Consider the following 16,369-nt stretch of genomic DNA (forward strand, 5'->3'; position numbering starts at 1 on the left):
TCGATGATTATGATGAATGTAGATCTGCAACAACTTATCCGCACCCTGGCCGCGCAGACCCGATACGACCTTGAGCGATCGGCTGAGCGCTGTGTCGCACGCGGTGGCCGCGAGGTGCTGGTAGAGGACCTGCTGCTGGTGCTGCTGGAGCACGTCGACGGTCTGCTGGCGCGGGCCCTGGCAGACGCGGGTGTACAAGTGTCGGAGCTCGAGTCGACGCTTTATCCAAAGAGCGAACACTGTGCAACCTGCAACCCGGTTTTCGCTGCGACGCTGGTGCACTGGTTGCAACAGGGACGGAGGGTGGCACAGGTGGAACTGGGGCAGCCGGAGGTCGATCAGGGCGCCTTGTTGCTGGCGCTGCTGCGTCATCCTCTGGAACACGCAGGCAGCGCCTGCCAGAAGGTGCTGAGCCGCCTGGATGCCGACCGCGTGCGCGACTTTCTGCTGAGTCAGCAGCCGCACGCAAATAGTCCGGCGGCGGACTCGTTGTTGCAACGCTTCACCCATGACCTCACGCATCAGGCGCGCGAAGGTCTGATTGACCCGGTGCTGTGTCGCGATGCCGAAATTCGACAGCTGGTCGACATCCTCACCCGCCGGCGCAAGAACAACCCGATTCTGATCGGGGAGGCCGGGGTGGGTAAAACCGCGATTGTCGAGGGCTTTGCTCTGCAAGTCGTCGCATCGCGGGTGCCGCCGTCGCTCCAGCAGGTGCGTGTACTCACGTTGGATCTGGGCCTGCTGCAAGCGGGGGCGGGGATCAAGGGCGAGTTCGAGCGCCGCCTCAAGGGCGTGATCGACGAGGTCAATGCGTCGCCCCAACGAGTGATCCTGTTTATCGATGAGGCCCATACCCTGGTGGGCACGGGCGGGCAGGGCGGGGCGTCCGACGCGGCGAACCTGCTCAAGCCCGCGCTGGCCCGTGGCGAGCTGCGTACCATCGCCGCCACCACCTGGTCGGAATACAAAAAGCATATCGAGAAAGACCCGGCGCTGGCGCGACGCTTTCAACCGGTACGGGTGGGCGAACCCGGTGTCGAGCAAGCTGTCGCCATCCTGCGCGGGCTGGTCCCGGTCTACGAGGCCAGCCACGGTGTCTACGTACGCGACGATGCCGTCGTCGCGGCGGCACACATGAGCGCGCGTTACCTGGCAGGGCGCCAGCTACCGGATAAAGCGGTGGATGTGTTGGACACCGCGTGCGCAAGGGCGCGTACACATCTGGCCGTGCCCCCCGAGGCGTTGCAGCGTGTGAGTGCCGAACTGGCCGAAGGCCGGCAGCAACACCATGCGCTGCGCCGCGACGCTGATGCCGGCTTGCGTGTCGATGGGTCCGTGCTGCAAGCGCTGGAATCGCGGCTCGAGGCTGTCGAACGCGAGCACCAGGCGTTGGAGCAGACCTGGCTTGAACAGCGCGAACAATCACCCGAACAGCCTGAGGTTTGCCCACGCCTGGTGGCTCAGGTCATCAGCGCATGGACCGGCATTCCCACCGAGCAGTTGGTGCTTGAACACAGCGACAAGGTGCTGGGTTTTGCCGATGCGCTGGGCGCACGGATCCTCGGCCAGGATCACGCGGTGCAGGCGCTTGACCGCTGCATGCGCGCCACGGCGGCCGGGCTGAACGAGCCTGACGCGCCAGTGGGTGTGTTTCTGCTGGTCGGACCGAGCGGCGTGGGCAAGACCGAAACGGCACTGGCGCTGGCGGACCTGCTGTACGGCGGACGGCGGTTTGTCACCTTCCTTAATATGTCGGAATACCAGGAGCAACACTCACTGTCCCGGTTGATCGGCGCGCCGCCCGGTTATGTCGGTTACGGCGAAGGCGGCGTCCTCACCGAAGCGGTGCGTCAGCGTCCGTATTCGGTGGTGGTGCTTGATGAAGTGGAGAAGGCTGACCCGCAAGTGCTGAACCTGTTCTACCAGGTGTTTGACAAGGGCTTGGCCAATGATGGCGAAGGTCGTGAGATCGATTTTCGCAACACTCTGATCCTGATGACCTCCAACCTCGGCAGCGATTGCATCAGTGCCTTGTGTGCCCACGGTCGGCGCCCCGAGCTCGAGGTTTTGCACGAGGCGCTTCTTCCGTCGTTGCGCGCCTGCTTCAAACCCGCATTGCTGGCGCGGATGCGTGTGGTGCCCTATTACCCGATTACCGCCGAGGTGTTGGGTGAGGTGGTCAGGCTCAAGCTCGTTCGTCTCGGGCACCGGCTGGTCCGGCGCAAGCTGGCCTTCACCTATACGCCGCAACTGCTTGCGCACATGGCCCAACGCTGTGCCCATGGTGACAGCGGCGCACGTTACATCGACCAATGGATCGAGACCGGCCTGCTGCCACAGATCGTGGACCGCCTGCTCGCGGCAACGGCCGTAGGAGAGTCTCTCTCGCTGGTCCATGCGTCGCTGGACAGTACCGGTCGACCGGCGTGTGAGTTCAGCCAATGACCGACGAAATGTTTAGCCGACTGCCGCAGCCCCTGGCATACGCAGAAACCTTGATGGGCTGGTTCTGCCGGCTGGGCCGGGGGGCTGATGAAAACACCCTGGCCGACCTTTGCGTGGCGGGTGTGGCACAACTGAGTCAGTGCGAGCTTGGCCAACTGTACCGGCTTGATAAAGCCACCGGCAGGCTTGAGCTGATTGCCCAGCATTTGCACGGAGGTCGGTCATCGAGCGATCCGGCTCTGGGCCAGGGAGCGCAGGATGAGCAGCTGTTGCAGTACGTCCTGACCCAGGGGCAAGCCGTCGCCCTGGATGACGTGAGCCAGTGTGTGTATGACTGCGGTTTTTTGCCTGAGGCGACGACACCCTGGCGCTCTCTTTGCGCTATCCCGTTGTGTTGCCGAGGCGACGCCGTCAGTGCAGTGCTGCTGTGTGCCAGCCAGCGTCCGCTTGCGTTGCAAGGCTATGTGGCGTCGTTGGCGCAATTGGGCAGCTTTGCCCTGGGGCAACTGGCCAGAGCGTCGCGTGCCGCGCCTGAGCTCACCGAGTTGAAGTCTGGCGCTTCGCTGGCGCGCGTGTTTGGCCTGATTGGCAGCAGTACGGCGATGGAAGCGACTTGCCGTCTGATCAGCAAGGTTTTGCGCACGCCCTATACGGTGTTGTTGCGCGGCGAAACCGGTACCGGCAAGGAAGTCGTGGCGCGCGCCATCCACGCCGCAGGCCAGAGGAGTAACAAGGCCTTTGTGGTGCAGAACTGCGCGGCGTTTCCAGAGGGGCTGCTGGAGAGCGAACTGTTCGGTTATCGCAAAGGTGCGTTCACCGGAGCGCTGCGTGACTACGCGGGGCTATTCGACGCGGCCGACGGTGGCACGTTGCTGTTGGATGAAATCGGCGATATGCCGCTGTCGTTACAGGCCAAGTTGCTGCGTGTGTTGCAGGAAGGCGAGATTCGGCCCTTGGGGGCGAATGCCTCGCACAGGGTCGACGTGCGAATCATTGCCGCGACGCACCGCGACCTCGCGGCAATGGTCGCCGATGGCAGTTTTCGTGAGGATCTGTATTACCGGTTGGCACAATTTCCGATCGAGCTGCCGGCGCTGCGTGATCGAGACGGCGACATGCTGCAGCTCGCCCGGCATTTCGCGGACAAGGCCTGTGTGGCACTTGGACGAGGGCCCGTCGGCTGGTCCAGTGAGGCCCTCGACCAACTGACGAATCACGACTTCCCCGGCAATGTGCGCGAACTCAAATGCCTGGTGGAGCGTGCCGTGCTGATGTGTGACGAAGACGTGATCCTGCCGGTGCACCTCGCGTTGGCCCCCAGCCCGGTCACTGTCGTGGACACCACGTTGCGCCAGCGTATGGAACGCGTTGAGCGCACGGTGCTGATCGATTGCCTGCACAGAAATCGCGGCAATCGCACCCGCACCGCGCGTGAGTTGGGGGTGGCGCGGCGCACGCTGCTCTACCGCCTTGCGCGTTTGAATATTCCCTGCGGCGAGGCCAGGGGCGAATGCTGACTATTTCTTCTTATCACCGGCGCCCCGTCTATCCGGGCCGCCCCGCGTCACTTTCCGGGAGATACCTGATGCTTGACTGTCCGTGGCAGGCCCTGGTGCTTGCGCTGTTTTTGCTGAGCGGCTGCAACGCCAACTACGTGTTTGACGATGCTGATTACCGTCCGCTGGGCGATCCGCAGGCCGGCACGCGTAGCCTGCAAAAGGAGGTATGACCATGCAACTGGTGTTTGAAGTGTATGAAAGCGCAGGCGCAGACTCCGCATCCACGGCCCCCAAACGGTTCACCGAGGCCGGCGGCGTTATTGGGCGTGGCGCCGGTTGCGACTGGGTCATTCCCGACCCGAGTCGGCTGCTGTCCAGCCACCATGGGTTGGTGAGTTTTCGCGAAGGTCAGTATTTTCTGACCGACATCAGCAGCAATGGAATCTGCGTGGCGGGCAGCGGCGAGCGGCTGTGCAAAGGGCAGGCGCGCCTGGTCGAAGATGGCGACATATTCCAGTTGGGTGCACTGGCCATAAGGGCGCGGCTGGACACATCACCGGCCCGGCATGGCGGACTGCAGATGGCAGCCAGTGAGCCGATTCCCGATGATGCTTTTCTCGGGCTGGATCCTCTCCGGGCGATGGATCGGGCTCAGTCGTCACCGGATGAAACCGTCGCAACCAACGACGAACCCTCACAACGGGTTTATCAGCAGGCGCCGGAAAGGGACTATATGAGTCTGCCGCGCCGGGCCGAGCCTGTTCCCGATGCGCCTGCGCGCGAATACCGTGAAAAGACGCCGGCTTTGCATGCGTCGTTCTGGGGGCAGTTTTCGGCGGCACTCGGGCTTGACCTCAATGGCGTCGACACCCCACGGCGCGAAGCGTTGGCGATCAAGGTTGCCAGTTTGCTCAAGCAGGGTGTCGAGGGCTTGCAGCAGAGTCTGCGCACCTGCGACGAGCTGAAAAAAGAGTCGAACCTGACACCTCCAGAATCCCGCTTACAGAGCGCCAACCCCCTGCGCCATTGTTCCGACAGTGAAGCCGCATTGGCGGCTTTGCTGGGCATGAACGAGTGGGGGCAATTGCCGGCCGAGACCGCCATGGTCCAAGCCCACCGGGACCTGCAATCCCATCAGGTTGCCCTGCTGACGGCGTGTCGTACCGCGCTGCGCAATGGGTACCGCGTGTTCGCGCCAAGCCACCTGATGTTGTGCTTCGAGCGCCAGGCAAAAGCGCCCAGGTTCAACGCCGACGGTGCGCACTGGCGCGCCTACCAACGCCACTATCAGCGCCTGCTCGAGGAAGAGCCGTTAAACGAGGGCCTGTTGGGCAATGACTTTGCCAAGGCCTACGACGAGCAGGTTCGCCTGATTTCCACCATTCATGCGGCTTGCCCGGGATGATCTTCATGCACAGAGTCACCTTTGTATCAATGCTGGTGCTGCTCGGCTTGCTGGCCGGGTGCAGCGCATTGTCGCCCTTTTCGACCCTGACCAAACTCGACCTGACAGTGGCGGCCAGCGAACGGGTCAATCCTGACCTGCACGGTCGTCCCTCTCCGGTGGTCATGCAACTGATTGAGCTGCGCCACCCCGCAGCGTTCGAAAACGCGGACTTCTTCAGCCTGTATGGGCGTGCCGAGCAGACGCTGCCCAAGGACTGGGTGAGCGCAGAAGAACTTGAAATGCGCCCCGGCGATCGCCTGGCACTCAAGCTCAGCGTCGGGCCGCACAGTCGCTATGTGGGTGTGCTCGCAGCCTATCGCGACTTGCCTCACGTGCAATGGCGGCTGGTAGTGCCGGTGACCCCGGGCCGACTGACCCGTGCCGATCTGGTGCTGGACGAGGACGGCATACGTCTTGCCAACCTGCCCGCCGATGCGTTGGAGAACTGATATGCAGGTTCATAACGTTATCTGGCAGGAAGGCATGTTGTTGCGGCCCCAGCACCTGCAACACCAGGACCGCTACTACAACCAGCAACTCAATCGCACCCGCTTGCTGGGCAGTGATGCCTGGGGGTTTCTCAGCCTCGAAGTGGATGTGCAGTACCTCAAGCTCGGCAAGTTTGTCGTGACCCAGGCCAGTGGCGTACTGCCCGATGGCAGCCTGTTCGAGCTGAGCGGCGCCATGGAACCGCTGATGCTGCAGGTGCCGGCCAACGTCGGCAGACAGGGTATTTACCTGGCATTACCGTTGGCGATCGGTAACCAGATCGAGGCCCGTCAACCGGAGCAGGCCGAGGTGGTGGCCCGCTATGTCACCTGTACCACAGAGGTCGGTGATTCGAATGCCGGGGTCGACTCACGCTGCCAGATCAGCTGCGGACATCCGAATCTGCGCCTGTTGCTGGGCGAACAGCACAGTAACCAGACGTTCGTGACGCTGCAGGTCGCTCAAGTCCTGGACGCCACGCAGGACGACGGTGTGAGCCTGGATGCGGACTTCGTGCCGACCTTCATCTATCTCCAGGGCGCGGGTTATATGGGCGCGTGCCTCAAGGAAGTGATCAGTCTGCTGGCGTGTCGCGGGGACGCCATTGCCGGGCGGGTTCAGGGCAATGGTGCGGCTTCGGGTACGCACATTGCGGACTTTCTGATGCTGCAGTTGATCAATCGGGGCGAGCTGGTGCTGCGCCATTACCTGAGCCAGGCCCAGGTTCGTCCGCAAGCGTTGTACCGAGAGTTACTGGGCATCCTCGGCGAATTGTCGACCTTTGCCCATGACACCCGGCGGGCGCAGTGGGACGTGCGTTATCGGCACAACGACCAGGGCGCCAGTTTTCGCGGCTTGATGGAAGGGCTGCGAAGCGCGCTGTCCATGGTGCTGGAGCAGCATGCCATGGAACTGGTGCTGCAACCGCGTCAGTACGGCGTGCTGGTCTGCCCCGTGGGCGACCTCAAGTTGCTGGGCAGCGCGACCTTCGTTCTCGCGGCCAGCGCCCACTGTGAGTCGGAGGAGCTGCGCCAGCGTTTGCCGGCGCATCTCAAGGTCGGACCGGTGGAGCGTATACGCGAGCTGGTCAACCTGCACCTGGCCGGTATCAAGGTCAAGCCGCTGCCGGTGGCGCCGCGCCAACTGCCGTTTCATGCCGGCAAAACCTATTTCATGCTCGAACTCAGCGCCCGCGATATCACGCAACTGGAGCAGTCAGGTGGTTTTGCCTTCCATGTGGGCGGCGAATTTAGCGCGCTCGAACTCAACTTCTGGGCCATCAGGAACTGAACATCATGAACAGGGACAGTGACTACCCTCAGGACGAGAAAACCGTTCTGCTCGACCGCGACGGTCCGGGACCGGTGCAGGGGCCGCTGACGGATTTCGCGTTGCCGCCGCGTTTCGAACAGCTGGAAGACCGCATGATCTACGCCGCACAGGCGCAGGGTCTGCAGATGTTCAATGCCGGGCTCAATCCCCTGGTATCCGCTGCCTGGGAGCTGCTGTCGCAGCCGCATCGGCTCAGTGCCAGCGTCGGCCGCGAGAGTTTGCATAGCCTCAATGAGCGGCTGTCGGCGGGGGTCACGCAGTTCGAGACACGCGCCCTGCATGAAGGCGCGGATCACGCCGCAGTCATGTCGGCGCGCTATGTGATCTGCAGCGTGCTGGATGAAGCCGTGGTGACCACCTCATGGGGGACCGCCGGCGACTGGTCGAAGATGAGCCTGCTCAGTCGCTTTCATAACGAGACCTTCGGTGGCGAAAAGGTCTTTCAGTTGCTGGAGCGAGTGTCCCGCGACCCGCTCAAGCACCTCGCGCTGCTTGAACTGCTGTACCTGTGCCTGTCGCTGGGTTTCGAGGGCAAATACCGGGTCATGGAACGCGGCGTGGTGCAGCTCGAAGCGGTACGCGACGGGCTGTATCGACAGATCCGGCAGGTGAGGGGAGACCCGCCTGCCGTGCTGGCGTTGCCGTCGGCAATCGAGCCGGTACGCCGCAAAAGGCTGTTGCTGATCTCTGCACCCTGGGCGGCGGCAGTGTGCCTGCTCTGCCTGTTGGCGATGTACTCGGGTTTTGCCTGGGTGTTGGCCACCGAGCGTACGAAGGTCCTGCAACCCTTTCAATTTTCGGCGCCGGACCTGACTCGGACGCCCCTGTAACGATGGAGCAATGAATGAACGCATTCGTAAGGAACGCGGGCGCCGTGCTGGCTCAGATGTGGGTGTGGAGCCTGCTGCTGGTGCTTTCAAGCGCGCTGCTGGTCTGGTTCGTAGGGCCTTTGCTGGCGGTGGACGATTACCGGTTCTGGGCGTCGTCGACTGCTCGCCTGTTGACCATCAGCGTGTTGTTTCTGCTGTGGGGGCTGGCCATGGTTGTGGCCGGCGCGCGGCGTGCAGCGCGCCTTCGAACGCCTGAGCACCAGGCCGACCAGACGCAATACCAGCGCATTGAAAGCGAGCAGAACCACGTGCGAGGTCGCTTCAAGGAAGCGCTGCACACCCTGAAAACCTCTGGCCGATACGGCGAGCGCAGCCAGCGCTGGCGTGACGATTTGCCCTGGTACCTGTTGATTGGTGCGACGCAGAGTGGCAAGACACGCCTGCTGGCCGCCAGTGGCCTGCAATTTCCGCTCGACCGGCTCGAACCCACATCGACCGGGCAGACACCTTATTGTGATTGGTATTTTGCCGATGACGCGGTCCTGATCGACACCGCCGGCCGCTACCTGACCCAGGCCGATCAGGCGGTGGACGCGGCGGGCTGGTCGATGCTGCTGCGACTGCTGAGGACACGCCGGCGTGCGCGTCCGCTCAATGGCGTCGTGGTGACTCTGTCGGTGGAAACGCTGCTGGGCCTGAACGATCACGATCTGGACCATCACGCGCGGCATGTGCATACACGGCTGCAGGACATTCAGCGAAGCCTGCATGTGGACGTGCCTGTCTACCTGGTCCTGACCCAGGCCGACCGATTGACGGGTTTTGCCGAATACTTCGATTCAACCCAGGGTGATGCTGCCGAAGCGGTACTGGGGGAGTGCCTGGTTGCAGACGCGGGGGGAGTCGAAATAGCCCAGGTGCGCCAGGCGTTCGAAGCCTTGTTACAGCGCTTGAGTGGTGAGCTGATCCCGCGTCTGCACCAGCAGCGTAACCTGCAGCATCGTGGGCCGATGCTGGATTTTGCACAGCACGCGGCGCAACTGGGCGAGCGCCTGTGCGTGTTTATCGAATCGGGTTTTTCAGCGCATCGCTACCAGCGCATCAACGGCTTGCGCGGCTTTTACCTGACCAGTGCTGCCGAGCCGCGTGCCCGTTTTATCCAGGGCCTGTTCAACCGGGTGATTTTCGCCGAGGCAGGCCTGGCTGCGCTCCACGGCCAGGAGCAACAGCGCATTCGCCGGCGCCAGTGGGCAGGGGCGCTGGCCGCGTCGCTTGTTATCGGTGCGGCGGGGTGGTTGTGGGCAAACAGTTATGCGCTCAATCAGCAGCGTCTGACGCGGTTGGTGGCACTGGCCGTGGAGCTGCCGGTGACGGACGATACGCTGGAGGCATTGCCGCTGTTGGATGCGCGCCTGGCGGCAACCGGAGTTTTTCCAGCATCGCGGGAGGTCGGTTGGCTGGAGCGCGCGGGACTGTATCAGGGCGCGGCGAGCCGCCCGACGTTGATGGATGCCTACGCACAATCCCTGCAGCAACAATTGTTGCCGCGCGTGGCTGCGTTGCTTGAAGAGCAGGTGCGCAACAATCTCGGTGACCGTGAACGTCTGCTGGACAACCTGCGCGCCTACCTGATGCTGGCGCTGCCGGAACGTCGTGACAATCCTTGGCTGACGCAGCATATGGCCGCGCTGTGGTCTGCACGCCACGCCACCGACAGCTCGGCGCAAACGCGCTTGAACCTGCACCTGGCGCGTTTGCTGGGGCAAACCTTCGTGGCGCCGCTTGACGATGACCTGGTGGCGCAGGCACGCCAGACCTTGCGCGGTGAGTCCCTGGCCGATGTGGTTTATCGGATGCTGCGAGAGCAGGCACGTAACCTGGAGCCTTTGCGGCTTGCCGAGGGCAGCCTGTTCGCTGCGAGTGATCAGCCAATACCGGGGTTCTACAGCAAAAAATACTGGCTGTATTTCGAGGCGCAGGGTGCGCGCCTGGTGAATGCCATCGCCCAGGATAACTGGGTGCTCGGTGAGGCGAGTGACCTCAGCGCGATGGACTTGCGCCGGCTGATGCTCGAACTGGAACAACGCTACTTCAGCGAGTACGCCGAGGCCTGGAGCGATGCACTGGGGCGCATCCGGCTGCAGGAAACCGACAGCCTCAAAAGAGCTGCCGAGCAACTGGCCGGTCTCACTTCAGCCCAGTCGCCACTGGTGCAGGTGTTGCAGCAGGTCAGGGAAAATACCCGGTTGTTACCCACGAACGAGCGCCTGGGCGACGTTGCGCGTCAGGCCGGGGAGCTCGGCGCAAAGGTCGAAGCGGCAGGCGCCATATTGGCCAGCCCATTGCTGGGGCATACCCAGGCGGATACCGCTCGACGCGCGTTGCAGCGACGTTTTGAGCCCTTGCACCAGTTGCTGGATGAGCAGCACAACCCTGGCACGGCAGTGAGCCATGTGCTGCAACTGTCCGATCAGTTGCAGCTGCAACTGGCGACGCTGACTCGGGAAAGTTCGCCGGAGCAGGCGGCCTTTCACAGGGTCAAGCGGCGCATGGATGGCCAGCAGGATCTGCTCGGCAATTTGCGCGACGGCGCCGCCCGGTTGCCGCTGCCGCTGTCTGCGTGGGTCGGCGCGATTGCGGATGACACCTGGCAGCGCCTGCTGGAGGAGGCCTACGTGCATGTGAACCAGCGTTACCAGAGCGAGGTGTACAGCGTTTACAGCAAAGCCATTCGCCAGCGGTATCCGTTCAATGCCACCGCGGGCGGCGATGTCGCCCTCAGTGACTTTCAGGAATTTTTCGGCCCTCAGGGCGTGCTGGCAAGGTTTCAGGAGACTTACCTGCGACCTTTTATCAGCGCCGATGGCAGTCGGCATCGCCTGCGGGGCATCGACGGTCGCAGTTTGCCTGTGTCGCGCGCGCTGCTGGATCAACTGAGCAAGGTGCAGCTTATCCGGCGCGGATTTTTCAGCGAGCAGGGCGAGTTGTCGGTGCGCTTCAGCCTGGCGCCCTACAGCCTGGATCAGGCGGTCAATCGCGCCATCCTGCGCCTGGGCGATCAACAGCTGGAATACCGCCATGGGCCCATCGTACCCATGGCGTTCCAGTGGCCTGTCGAGGGTGACAATGGCCGCAGCAGCCTGGTGCTGGAACGGGGCGCCGAGCGGCCGCTGGGTATTGAAAAAAATAGCGGAGCCTGGTCGCTGTTCAGGCTGTTTGACTTGCTGCACAGCGAGCCCGCCAGCGGTCGGGATGCGCAAGTGCTCAAGTCCGACCTCGCAGGCTTGCGCGCCAATTACCTGCTGACCAGTCAGCGGACGCCCAGCCCGTTCCAGATGGCGGACTGGCGCACCTTCCGGTTGCCGGAGCAATTGTGAGCCAGGCGCCTGCGCGCTGGCGCAGTGCCGGTCATACGCTATGCGGCAAGGATCGCTCACGCAATGAAGACGCGTTGCTCGACTGCCCCGAGCGGGGGTGTTGGGCGGTGGCGGATGGCATGGGTGGGCATCGCGCCGGGGACGTGGCCAGCCAGTGGGTGGTGAGCAGCCTGGCGTCAATGGCTGGCCACGGCGACCTTGATCAGCGCGTGGGCGCTGTCCGGTGTTGCCTGCAAGAGGTCAACCGGAAGCTGCGGCATACGGCCCAGGGCCCGCATGACATTATCGGCAGCACCGTTGTAGCACTGCTGCTGGAAGGCGATCGCGCGGCGTGTGTCTGGGCGGGGGACAGCCGCTGCTATCTGTGGCGTGGGCGCAGGCTTTACCTGCTGTCCCGGGATCATTCGCGGATGCGGCAACTGATGGAAGAGCACCGGATGAGCGCGCAGCAGGCCGGTGCCCAGCCGGATGCCAGGGCGCTGACCCGGGCGGTTGGCGCGCGCGAGCGCTTGCATCTTGAGGTGCTGGAACTCGGTACACGTCCTGGCGATGTATTTCTGCTGTGCAGCGACGGTGTCTACCAGGCACTCGATCATGGCGAGCTGGGCCAGGCGTTGAGCCTGGACACACCGCAACAGATGCTGGATCGGGTGTTTGAGTCGGTATTGTGCGGCGCGGCGCGAGACGACCTCACGGCCGTGGTGATCCAGCGATGACAACGCTCCTGTGCACCGGCGACCTGCTCGCCGGTCGCTATCGGCTCGAACGCGTGCTGGGCATCGGAGGCATGGGCGTGGTCTACCGTGCCCGCGACCTGTTGCATGAGCAGTTTGGCGAGCCTTGCTCCAGCGTCGCCTTGAAAGTGCTCGGCGAATGTTTTTCCGAGTGCCCCGATGGCCATGTGCTGTTGTACAGCGAGTTCTCCCTGACACGCGGCCTGTCGCACCCTGGAGTGGTTCGCCTATTCGGGTTCGACGTCGACACCTCCCGCCAATTGGCGTTTTTCACCATGGAGTTGATGCACGGCATGACCCTGGACCGGCTCATGCTGGAACGTCCTGAGGGCCTCGGCTGGCATGAGTGGCAGCCAATGGCATCGCAACTGCTGGACGCATTGGCCTACGCCCATGGGCGGGGCGTGCTGCATGGCGACGTGAAGCCGGGCAATGTCATGGTGGGGGAGACGGGGATACGCCTGTTCGATTTTGGCCTGGGCCAGTCGCAGGCAGTGACCGGGCTGCCAGGTCTGGACCGCCATCGCATCAGCGCCTGGACGCCCGCTTATGCCGCGCCGGAGCTGCTGGGCGGGGGAGAGCTTTCAGCGTCGGCGGATGTGTATGGCGTAGCGTGCGTGTTGTACGCAATGGCGCAAAGGCGGCGTCCGGGTGAACGCCACCCCACTCATGTGCTCAAACGACCCCGCCAGTTACCGCGCCATTGCTGGTCGGCCTTGCGCGCGGCGTTGGCGACGGATCCGCAGCAACGAACGATCACGGTTGCGGAAATGCGCGAGGCAGTGGCTGGTCGATCATGGCGCTGGTTCGTGTAGCTCGGGGCTACTCGGCCACGTCATACAGCTCGCAATATTCCGACCAGCTCAGGCCGGCCATTTGTGCCACTTCCCTGTGCACTTCGAGGCGTTGGGCGGCGAAGGTTTCGGGCGATTCGGCGGTGAGCTTGAGTGTCAACTCCCAGGCGAACAGGCCCTGACGCTCGGCTTCGGCTTCAAAAGCTTCGTTCAGGCGCTCGGCGCGGTATTCGGCCAGGGTTTCACCCTTGGCCCGGGCGGCGAGCGGGTTCAGGGTGTCCAGCTCGGTTGCAAGTGCCGGGTGATCGCTCAGGAAGCGATCCAGAGCCAGTTGATGGTTATCGCCGGGTTGGGACAAGGGCGTGCTCCTTTGCAAGATCTCAGAGGTCGGTCTGCAGGTTGCGCCGTGCGCGTTTGCGCAGACGACGGTCGATTCTGGAACTGATCGGCTGCAACAGAAAGAACATCAGGTAGGCCGTCAGTACCAGCGTCAGGTCCACCCAGGTTCCGGCGACCGGCTCGTCTGAAAATATCTCGACTACGTCCTTGATCAGGAACAGCAGGGCGACCCCGCCCAGCCACAGCAAGGCCTTGAACAGCAATGGTTGCAGGTTGTTCGACAGTTTGTGTTGCATCCCGGGCTTACCTCTGCGGTGCATGACTTCCTCTCAGGCGAGGGTGGAGGAGAGCCACCGCGCCTGAAAGCGTCACCGATGATAACGATTAGGCAGGTTTAGGGATTGATCCAGAGCAGAAAGTTCATTTATTTAGTGACGAATACCGAAGTTACGCCCCCGCAGCAGGCACCAGAAAAGCAGCCTCCAGTAATTGACGCGTATACCCATGCTGGGGATTGGCAAAGATCGTCGCCGCATCGCCCTGTTCCACCACTTGCCCCTGTTTTACCACCATCAACTGATGACTCAACGCCTTGACCACCGCCAAATCATGGCTGATGAACAAGTAGGTCAGGTTGTACTTGGCCTGCAACCCACGCAACAACTCCACCACCTGGCGCTGCACCGTGCGATCCAGCGCTGAAGTCGGTTCGTCGAGCAAAATCAGCCTGGGCTTGAGCACCAGCGCCCGTGCAATCGCAATACGCTGGCGTTGCCCTCCGGAAAACTCGTGGGGGTACCGGTGCCGCGACGCCGGGTCCAGGCCTACTTCCTTGAGCGCTGCAATAATCGCCGCTTCCTGTTCGGCCGCCGTGCCCATCCTGTGAATGCGCAGGCCTTCACCGACGATTTCACTGACGCACATCCGCGGGCTCAAACTGCCGAACGGGTCCTGGAACACCACCTGCATCTCCCGACGCAACGGCCGCACCTGTTGCTGAGTGAGCTGATCCAACTGCTGGCCTTCGAATCGAATGCCGCCCTTGCTCGCGATCAACCGCAGGATCGCCAGGCCCAGGGTGGATTTGCCCGAGCCGCTCTCACCGACGATGCCCAGGGTCTGGCCCTGGGGCAGGCTGAAGTTGATGCCGTCCACCGCTTTGACGTAATCGACGGTGTTGCGCAAAAAGCCCTTCTTGATCGGGAACCAGACTTTCAGGTCGTCGACTTCCAGTAAGGGTGGCCCAACTTCATTGGTGGCCGGCCCTCCGCTGGGTTCCGCCGCCAGCAGTTCCTGGGTGTAAGGGTGCTGCGGCGACTGGAACAAGGTCTCGCAGTCGGCCTGTTCGACGATGCAACCCTGTTGCATCACACACACCCGATGGGCAATGCGCCGCACCAGGTTCAAGTCGTGGCTGATCAACAGCAGCGACATGCCCAGCCGCGCCTGCAGTTCCTTGAGCAGTTCGAGAATTTTCAGTTGCACGGTGACGTCGAGGGCGGTGGTCGGCTCGTCGGCGATCAACAGTTCCGGCTCGTTGGCCAGGGCCATGGCGATCATCACGCGCTGGCGCTGGCCACCGGACAGTTCGTGGGGCAGGGCCTTGAGGCGCTTGTGTGGCTCGGGAATGCCCACCAGTTCGAGCAGTTCCAGGGTGCGTCGGGTGGCCACCTTGCCGGTGAGGCCCTTGTGCAGGCCGAGTACTTCGTTGATCTGTTTTTCGATGCTGTGCAGCGGGTTCAAGGAGGTCATCGGCTCCTGGAAGATCATCGCGATGCGGTTGCCGCGAATATGCCGCAGGGTCTTTTCCTTGAGCGTCAGCAGGTCTTGCCCGGCATAGCGGATAGTGCCGCTCGGATGCCGCGCCAGCGGGTAGGGCAGCAGGCGCAGAATCGAATGCGCGGTCACCGATTTGCCGGACCCGCTTTCGCCTACGAGGGCGAGAGTTTCGCCGCGCTTGATGTCGAAGCTGAGGTTGTTGACCACCCGGTGGTGGTGCTCGCCCGTGACGAACTCGACGGAGAGGTCGCGGACTTCGATCAGATTGTCCTGATTCATCTCATTTCCTCGGGTCGAAGGCATCGCGAGCGGACTCGCCGATAAACACCAGCAAACTCAGCATGATCGCCAGCACGGCAAAGGCACTGATGCCCAGCCACGGCGCCTGCAGGTTGGATTTGCCCTGGGCCACCAGTTCGCCCAGCGACGGAGAGCCGGCCGGCAGGCCGAAACCGAGGAAGTCCAGGGCGGTGAGGGTGCCGATGGCGCCGGTGAGGATGAAGGGCATGAAGGTCATGGTGGAGACCATGGCATTGGGCAGAATGTGGCGGAACATGATCGCGCCGTTCTGCATGCCCAGTGCCCGGGCTGCGCGCACGTATTCAAGGTTGCGCCCGCGCAGGAACTCGGCGCGCACCACGTCCACCAGGCTCATCCACGAGAACAGCAACATGATTCCCAGCAGCCACCAGAAGTTGGGCTGCACAAAACTGGCCAGGATGATCAGCAGATAAAGCACCGGCAAACCGGACCAGATTTCCAGAAAGCGCTGCCCGGCCAGATCCACCCAGCCGCCGTAGAAGCCCTGCAAGGCGCCGGCGATTACGCCGATGATCGAGCTGAGCACGGTCAACGTCAGCGCAAACAATACCGACACACGAAACCCGTAGATCACTCGCGCCAGCACATCGCGACCCTGGTCATCGGTGCCCAGCAGGTTGACGCTGGACGGTGGCGCGGGAGCTGGCACCTTAAGGTCGTAGTTGATGCTCTGGTAGCTGAACGGAATCGGCGCCCACAGGGTCCAGGCGTCCTTGGCCTTGAGCAGTTCGCGGATGTACGGGCTTTTGTAGTTGGCTTCCAGCGGGAATTCGCCGCCGAAGGTGGTCTCCGGGTAGCGCTTGAGCGCCGGGAAATACCAGTCGCCGTCGTAGTGCACGGCCAGTGGCTTGTCGTTGGCGATCAGCTCGGCGCCCAGGCTCAGGCCGAACAGGATCAGGAACAGCCACAGCGACCACCAGCCACGCTTGTTCGCCTTGAACCGCTCGAACCGGCGGCGATTGAGGGGGGACAGATTCATC

14 protein-coding genes are annotated in these 16,369 nt (G+C 62.9%); 10 read left to right on the forward strand and 4 right to left on the reverse strand.

The window, feature by feature from the left end; genetic code table 11:
• Window positions 1–9 precede the first annotated feature (9 nt).
• From JOE32_RS02645 to JOE32_RS02690, 10 genes are all read left to right on the forward strand, one after another.
• On the forward strand, window positions 10–2,448 hold the full coding sequence (locus JOE32_RS02645; RefSeq protein ID WP_209981171.1) for an AAA family ATPase: 2,439 nt from the start codon (window positions 10–12) through the stop codon (window positions 2,446–2,448).
• Window positions 2,445–3,965 (forward strand): sigma 54-interacting transcriptional regulator, encoded by a 1,521-nt coding sequence (locus JOE32_RS02650; RefSeq protein ID WP_209981173.1) that lies wholly within the window; start codon window positions 2,445–2,447, stop codon window positions 3,963–3,965. The genes JOE32_RS02645 and JOE32_RS02650 overlap by 4 nt, the downstream gene beginning before the upstream one ends.
• Window positions 3,966–4,033: 68 nt before the next feature.
• A complete protein-coding gene (locus JOE32_RS02655) occupies window positions 4,034–4,177 on the forward strand; it encodes a type VI secretion protein (protein ID WP_209981176.1) in 144 nt (47 codons plus the stop codon).
• Window positions 4,178–4,179: 2 nt separating this feature from the next.
• Entirely contained in the window at window positions 4,180–5,352 is a 1,173-nt protein-coding gene (gene tagH / locus JOE32_RS02660; protein WP_209981177.1) for a type VI secretion system-associated FHA domain protein TagH, read from the forward strand.
• Window positions 5,353–5,357: 5 nt separating this feature from the next.
• Window positions 5,358–5,843, forward strand: coding sequence for a type VI secretion system lipoprotein TssJ (tssJ, locus tag JOE32_RS02665; RefSeq protein ID WP_209981179.1), 486 nt, complete (start codon window positions 5,358–5,360; stop codon window positions 5,841–5,843).
• A 1-nt stretch (window position 5,844) separates the two neighbouring features.
• Window positions 5,845–7,173: a type VI secretion system baseplate subunit TssK gene (gene tssK, locus JOE32_RS02670; RefSeq protein WP_209981181.1), complete on the forward strand. Its 1,329-nt coding sequence runs from the start codon at window positions 5,845–5,847 to the stop codon at window positions 7,171–7,173.
• A 5-nt stretch (window positions 7,174–7,178) separates the two neighbouring features.
• The gene (gene icmH / locus JOE32_RS02675) at window positions 7,179–8,045 is read left to right on the forward strand and encodes a type IVB secretion system protein IcmH/DotU (RefSeq protein ID WP_209981183.1); all 867 of its coding nucleotides are present in this window, start codon (window positions 7,179–7,181) and stop codon (window positions 8,043–8,045) included.
• A gap of 14 nt (window positions 8,046–8,059) precedes the next feature.
• On the forward strand, window positions 8,060–11,422 hold the full coding sequence (gene tssM / locus JOE32_RS02680; protein ID WP_209981185.1) for a type VI secretion system membrane subunit TssM: 3,363 nt from the start codon (window positions 8,060–8,062) through the stop codon (window positions 11,420–11,422).
• Window positions 11,419–12,138, forward strand: coding sequence for a PP2C family serine/threonine-protein phosphatase (locus JOE32_RS02685; RefSeq protein ID WP_209981187.1), 720 nt, complete (start codon window positions 11,419–11,421; stop codon window positions 12,136–12,138). Before tssM ends, JOE32_RS02685 begins: the two co-directional genes overlap by 4 nt.
• Window positions 12,135–12,971: a serine/threonine-protein kinase gene (locus tag JOE32_RS02690; protein WP_209981189.1), complete on the forward strand. Its 837-nt coding sequence runs from the start codon at window positions 12,135–12,137 to the stop codon at window positions 12,969–12,971. The genes JOE32_RS02685 and JOE32_RS02690 overlap by 4 nt, the downstream gene beginning before the upstream one ends.
• A gap of 7 nt (window positions 12,972–12,978) precedes the next feature.
• On the opposite strand, the gene JOE32_RS02695 is transcribed toward JOE32_RS02690, so the two are convergent.
• The 4 genes from JOE32_RS02695 to JOE32_RS02710 form a co-directional block, all read right to left on the reverse strand.
• Window positions 12,979–13,308 carry a DUF6388 family protein gene (locus tag JOE32_RS02695; RefSeq protein WP_209981191.1) on the reverse strand — a complete coding sequence of 110 codons (330 nt, stop codon included), beginning with the start codon at window positions 13,306–13,308 and terminating at the stop codon, window positions 12,979–12,981.
• Window positions 13,309–13,330: 22 nt separating this feature from the next.
• Window positions 13,331–13,585: a hypothetical protein gene (locus tag JOE32_RS02700; protein WP_209981193.1), complete on the reverse strand. Its 255-nt coding sequence runs from the start codon at window positions 13,583–13,585 to the stop codon at window positions 13,331–13,333.
• A gap of 151 nt (window positions 13,586–13,736) precedes the next feature.
• Window positions 13,737–15,347: an ABC transporter ATP-binding protein gene (locus JOE32_RS02705; protein WP_209981195.1), complete on the reverse strand. Its 1,611-nt coding sequence runs from the start codon at window positions 15,345–15,347 to the stop codon at window positions 13,737–13,739.
• A 1-nt stretch (window position 15,348) separates the two neighbouring features.
• Window positions 15,349–16,368, reverse strand: coding sequence for an ABC transporter permease (locus JOE32_RS02710; protein ID WP_003235508.1), 1,020 nt, complete (start codon window positions 16,366–16,368; stop codon window positions 15,349–15,351).
• Between the last annotated feature and the right edge of the window lies 1 nt (window position 16,369).

It is taken from the genome of Pseudomonas sp. PvP025 (assembly GCF_017832155.1).
GTDB lineage: Bacteria > Pseudomonadota > Gammaproteobacteria > Pseudomonadales > Pseudomonadaceae > Aquipseudomonas.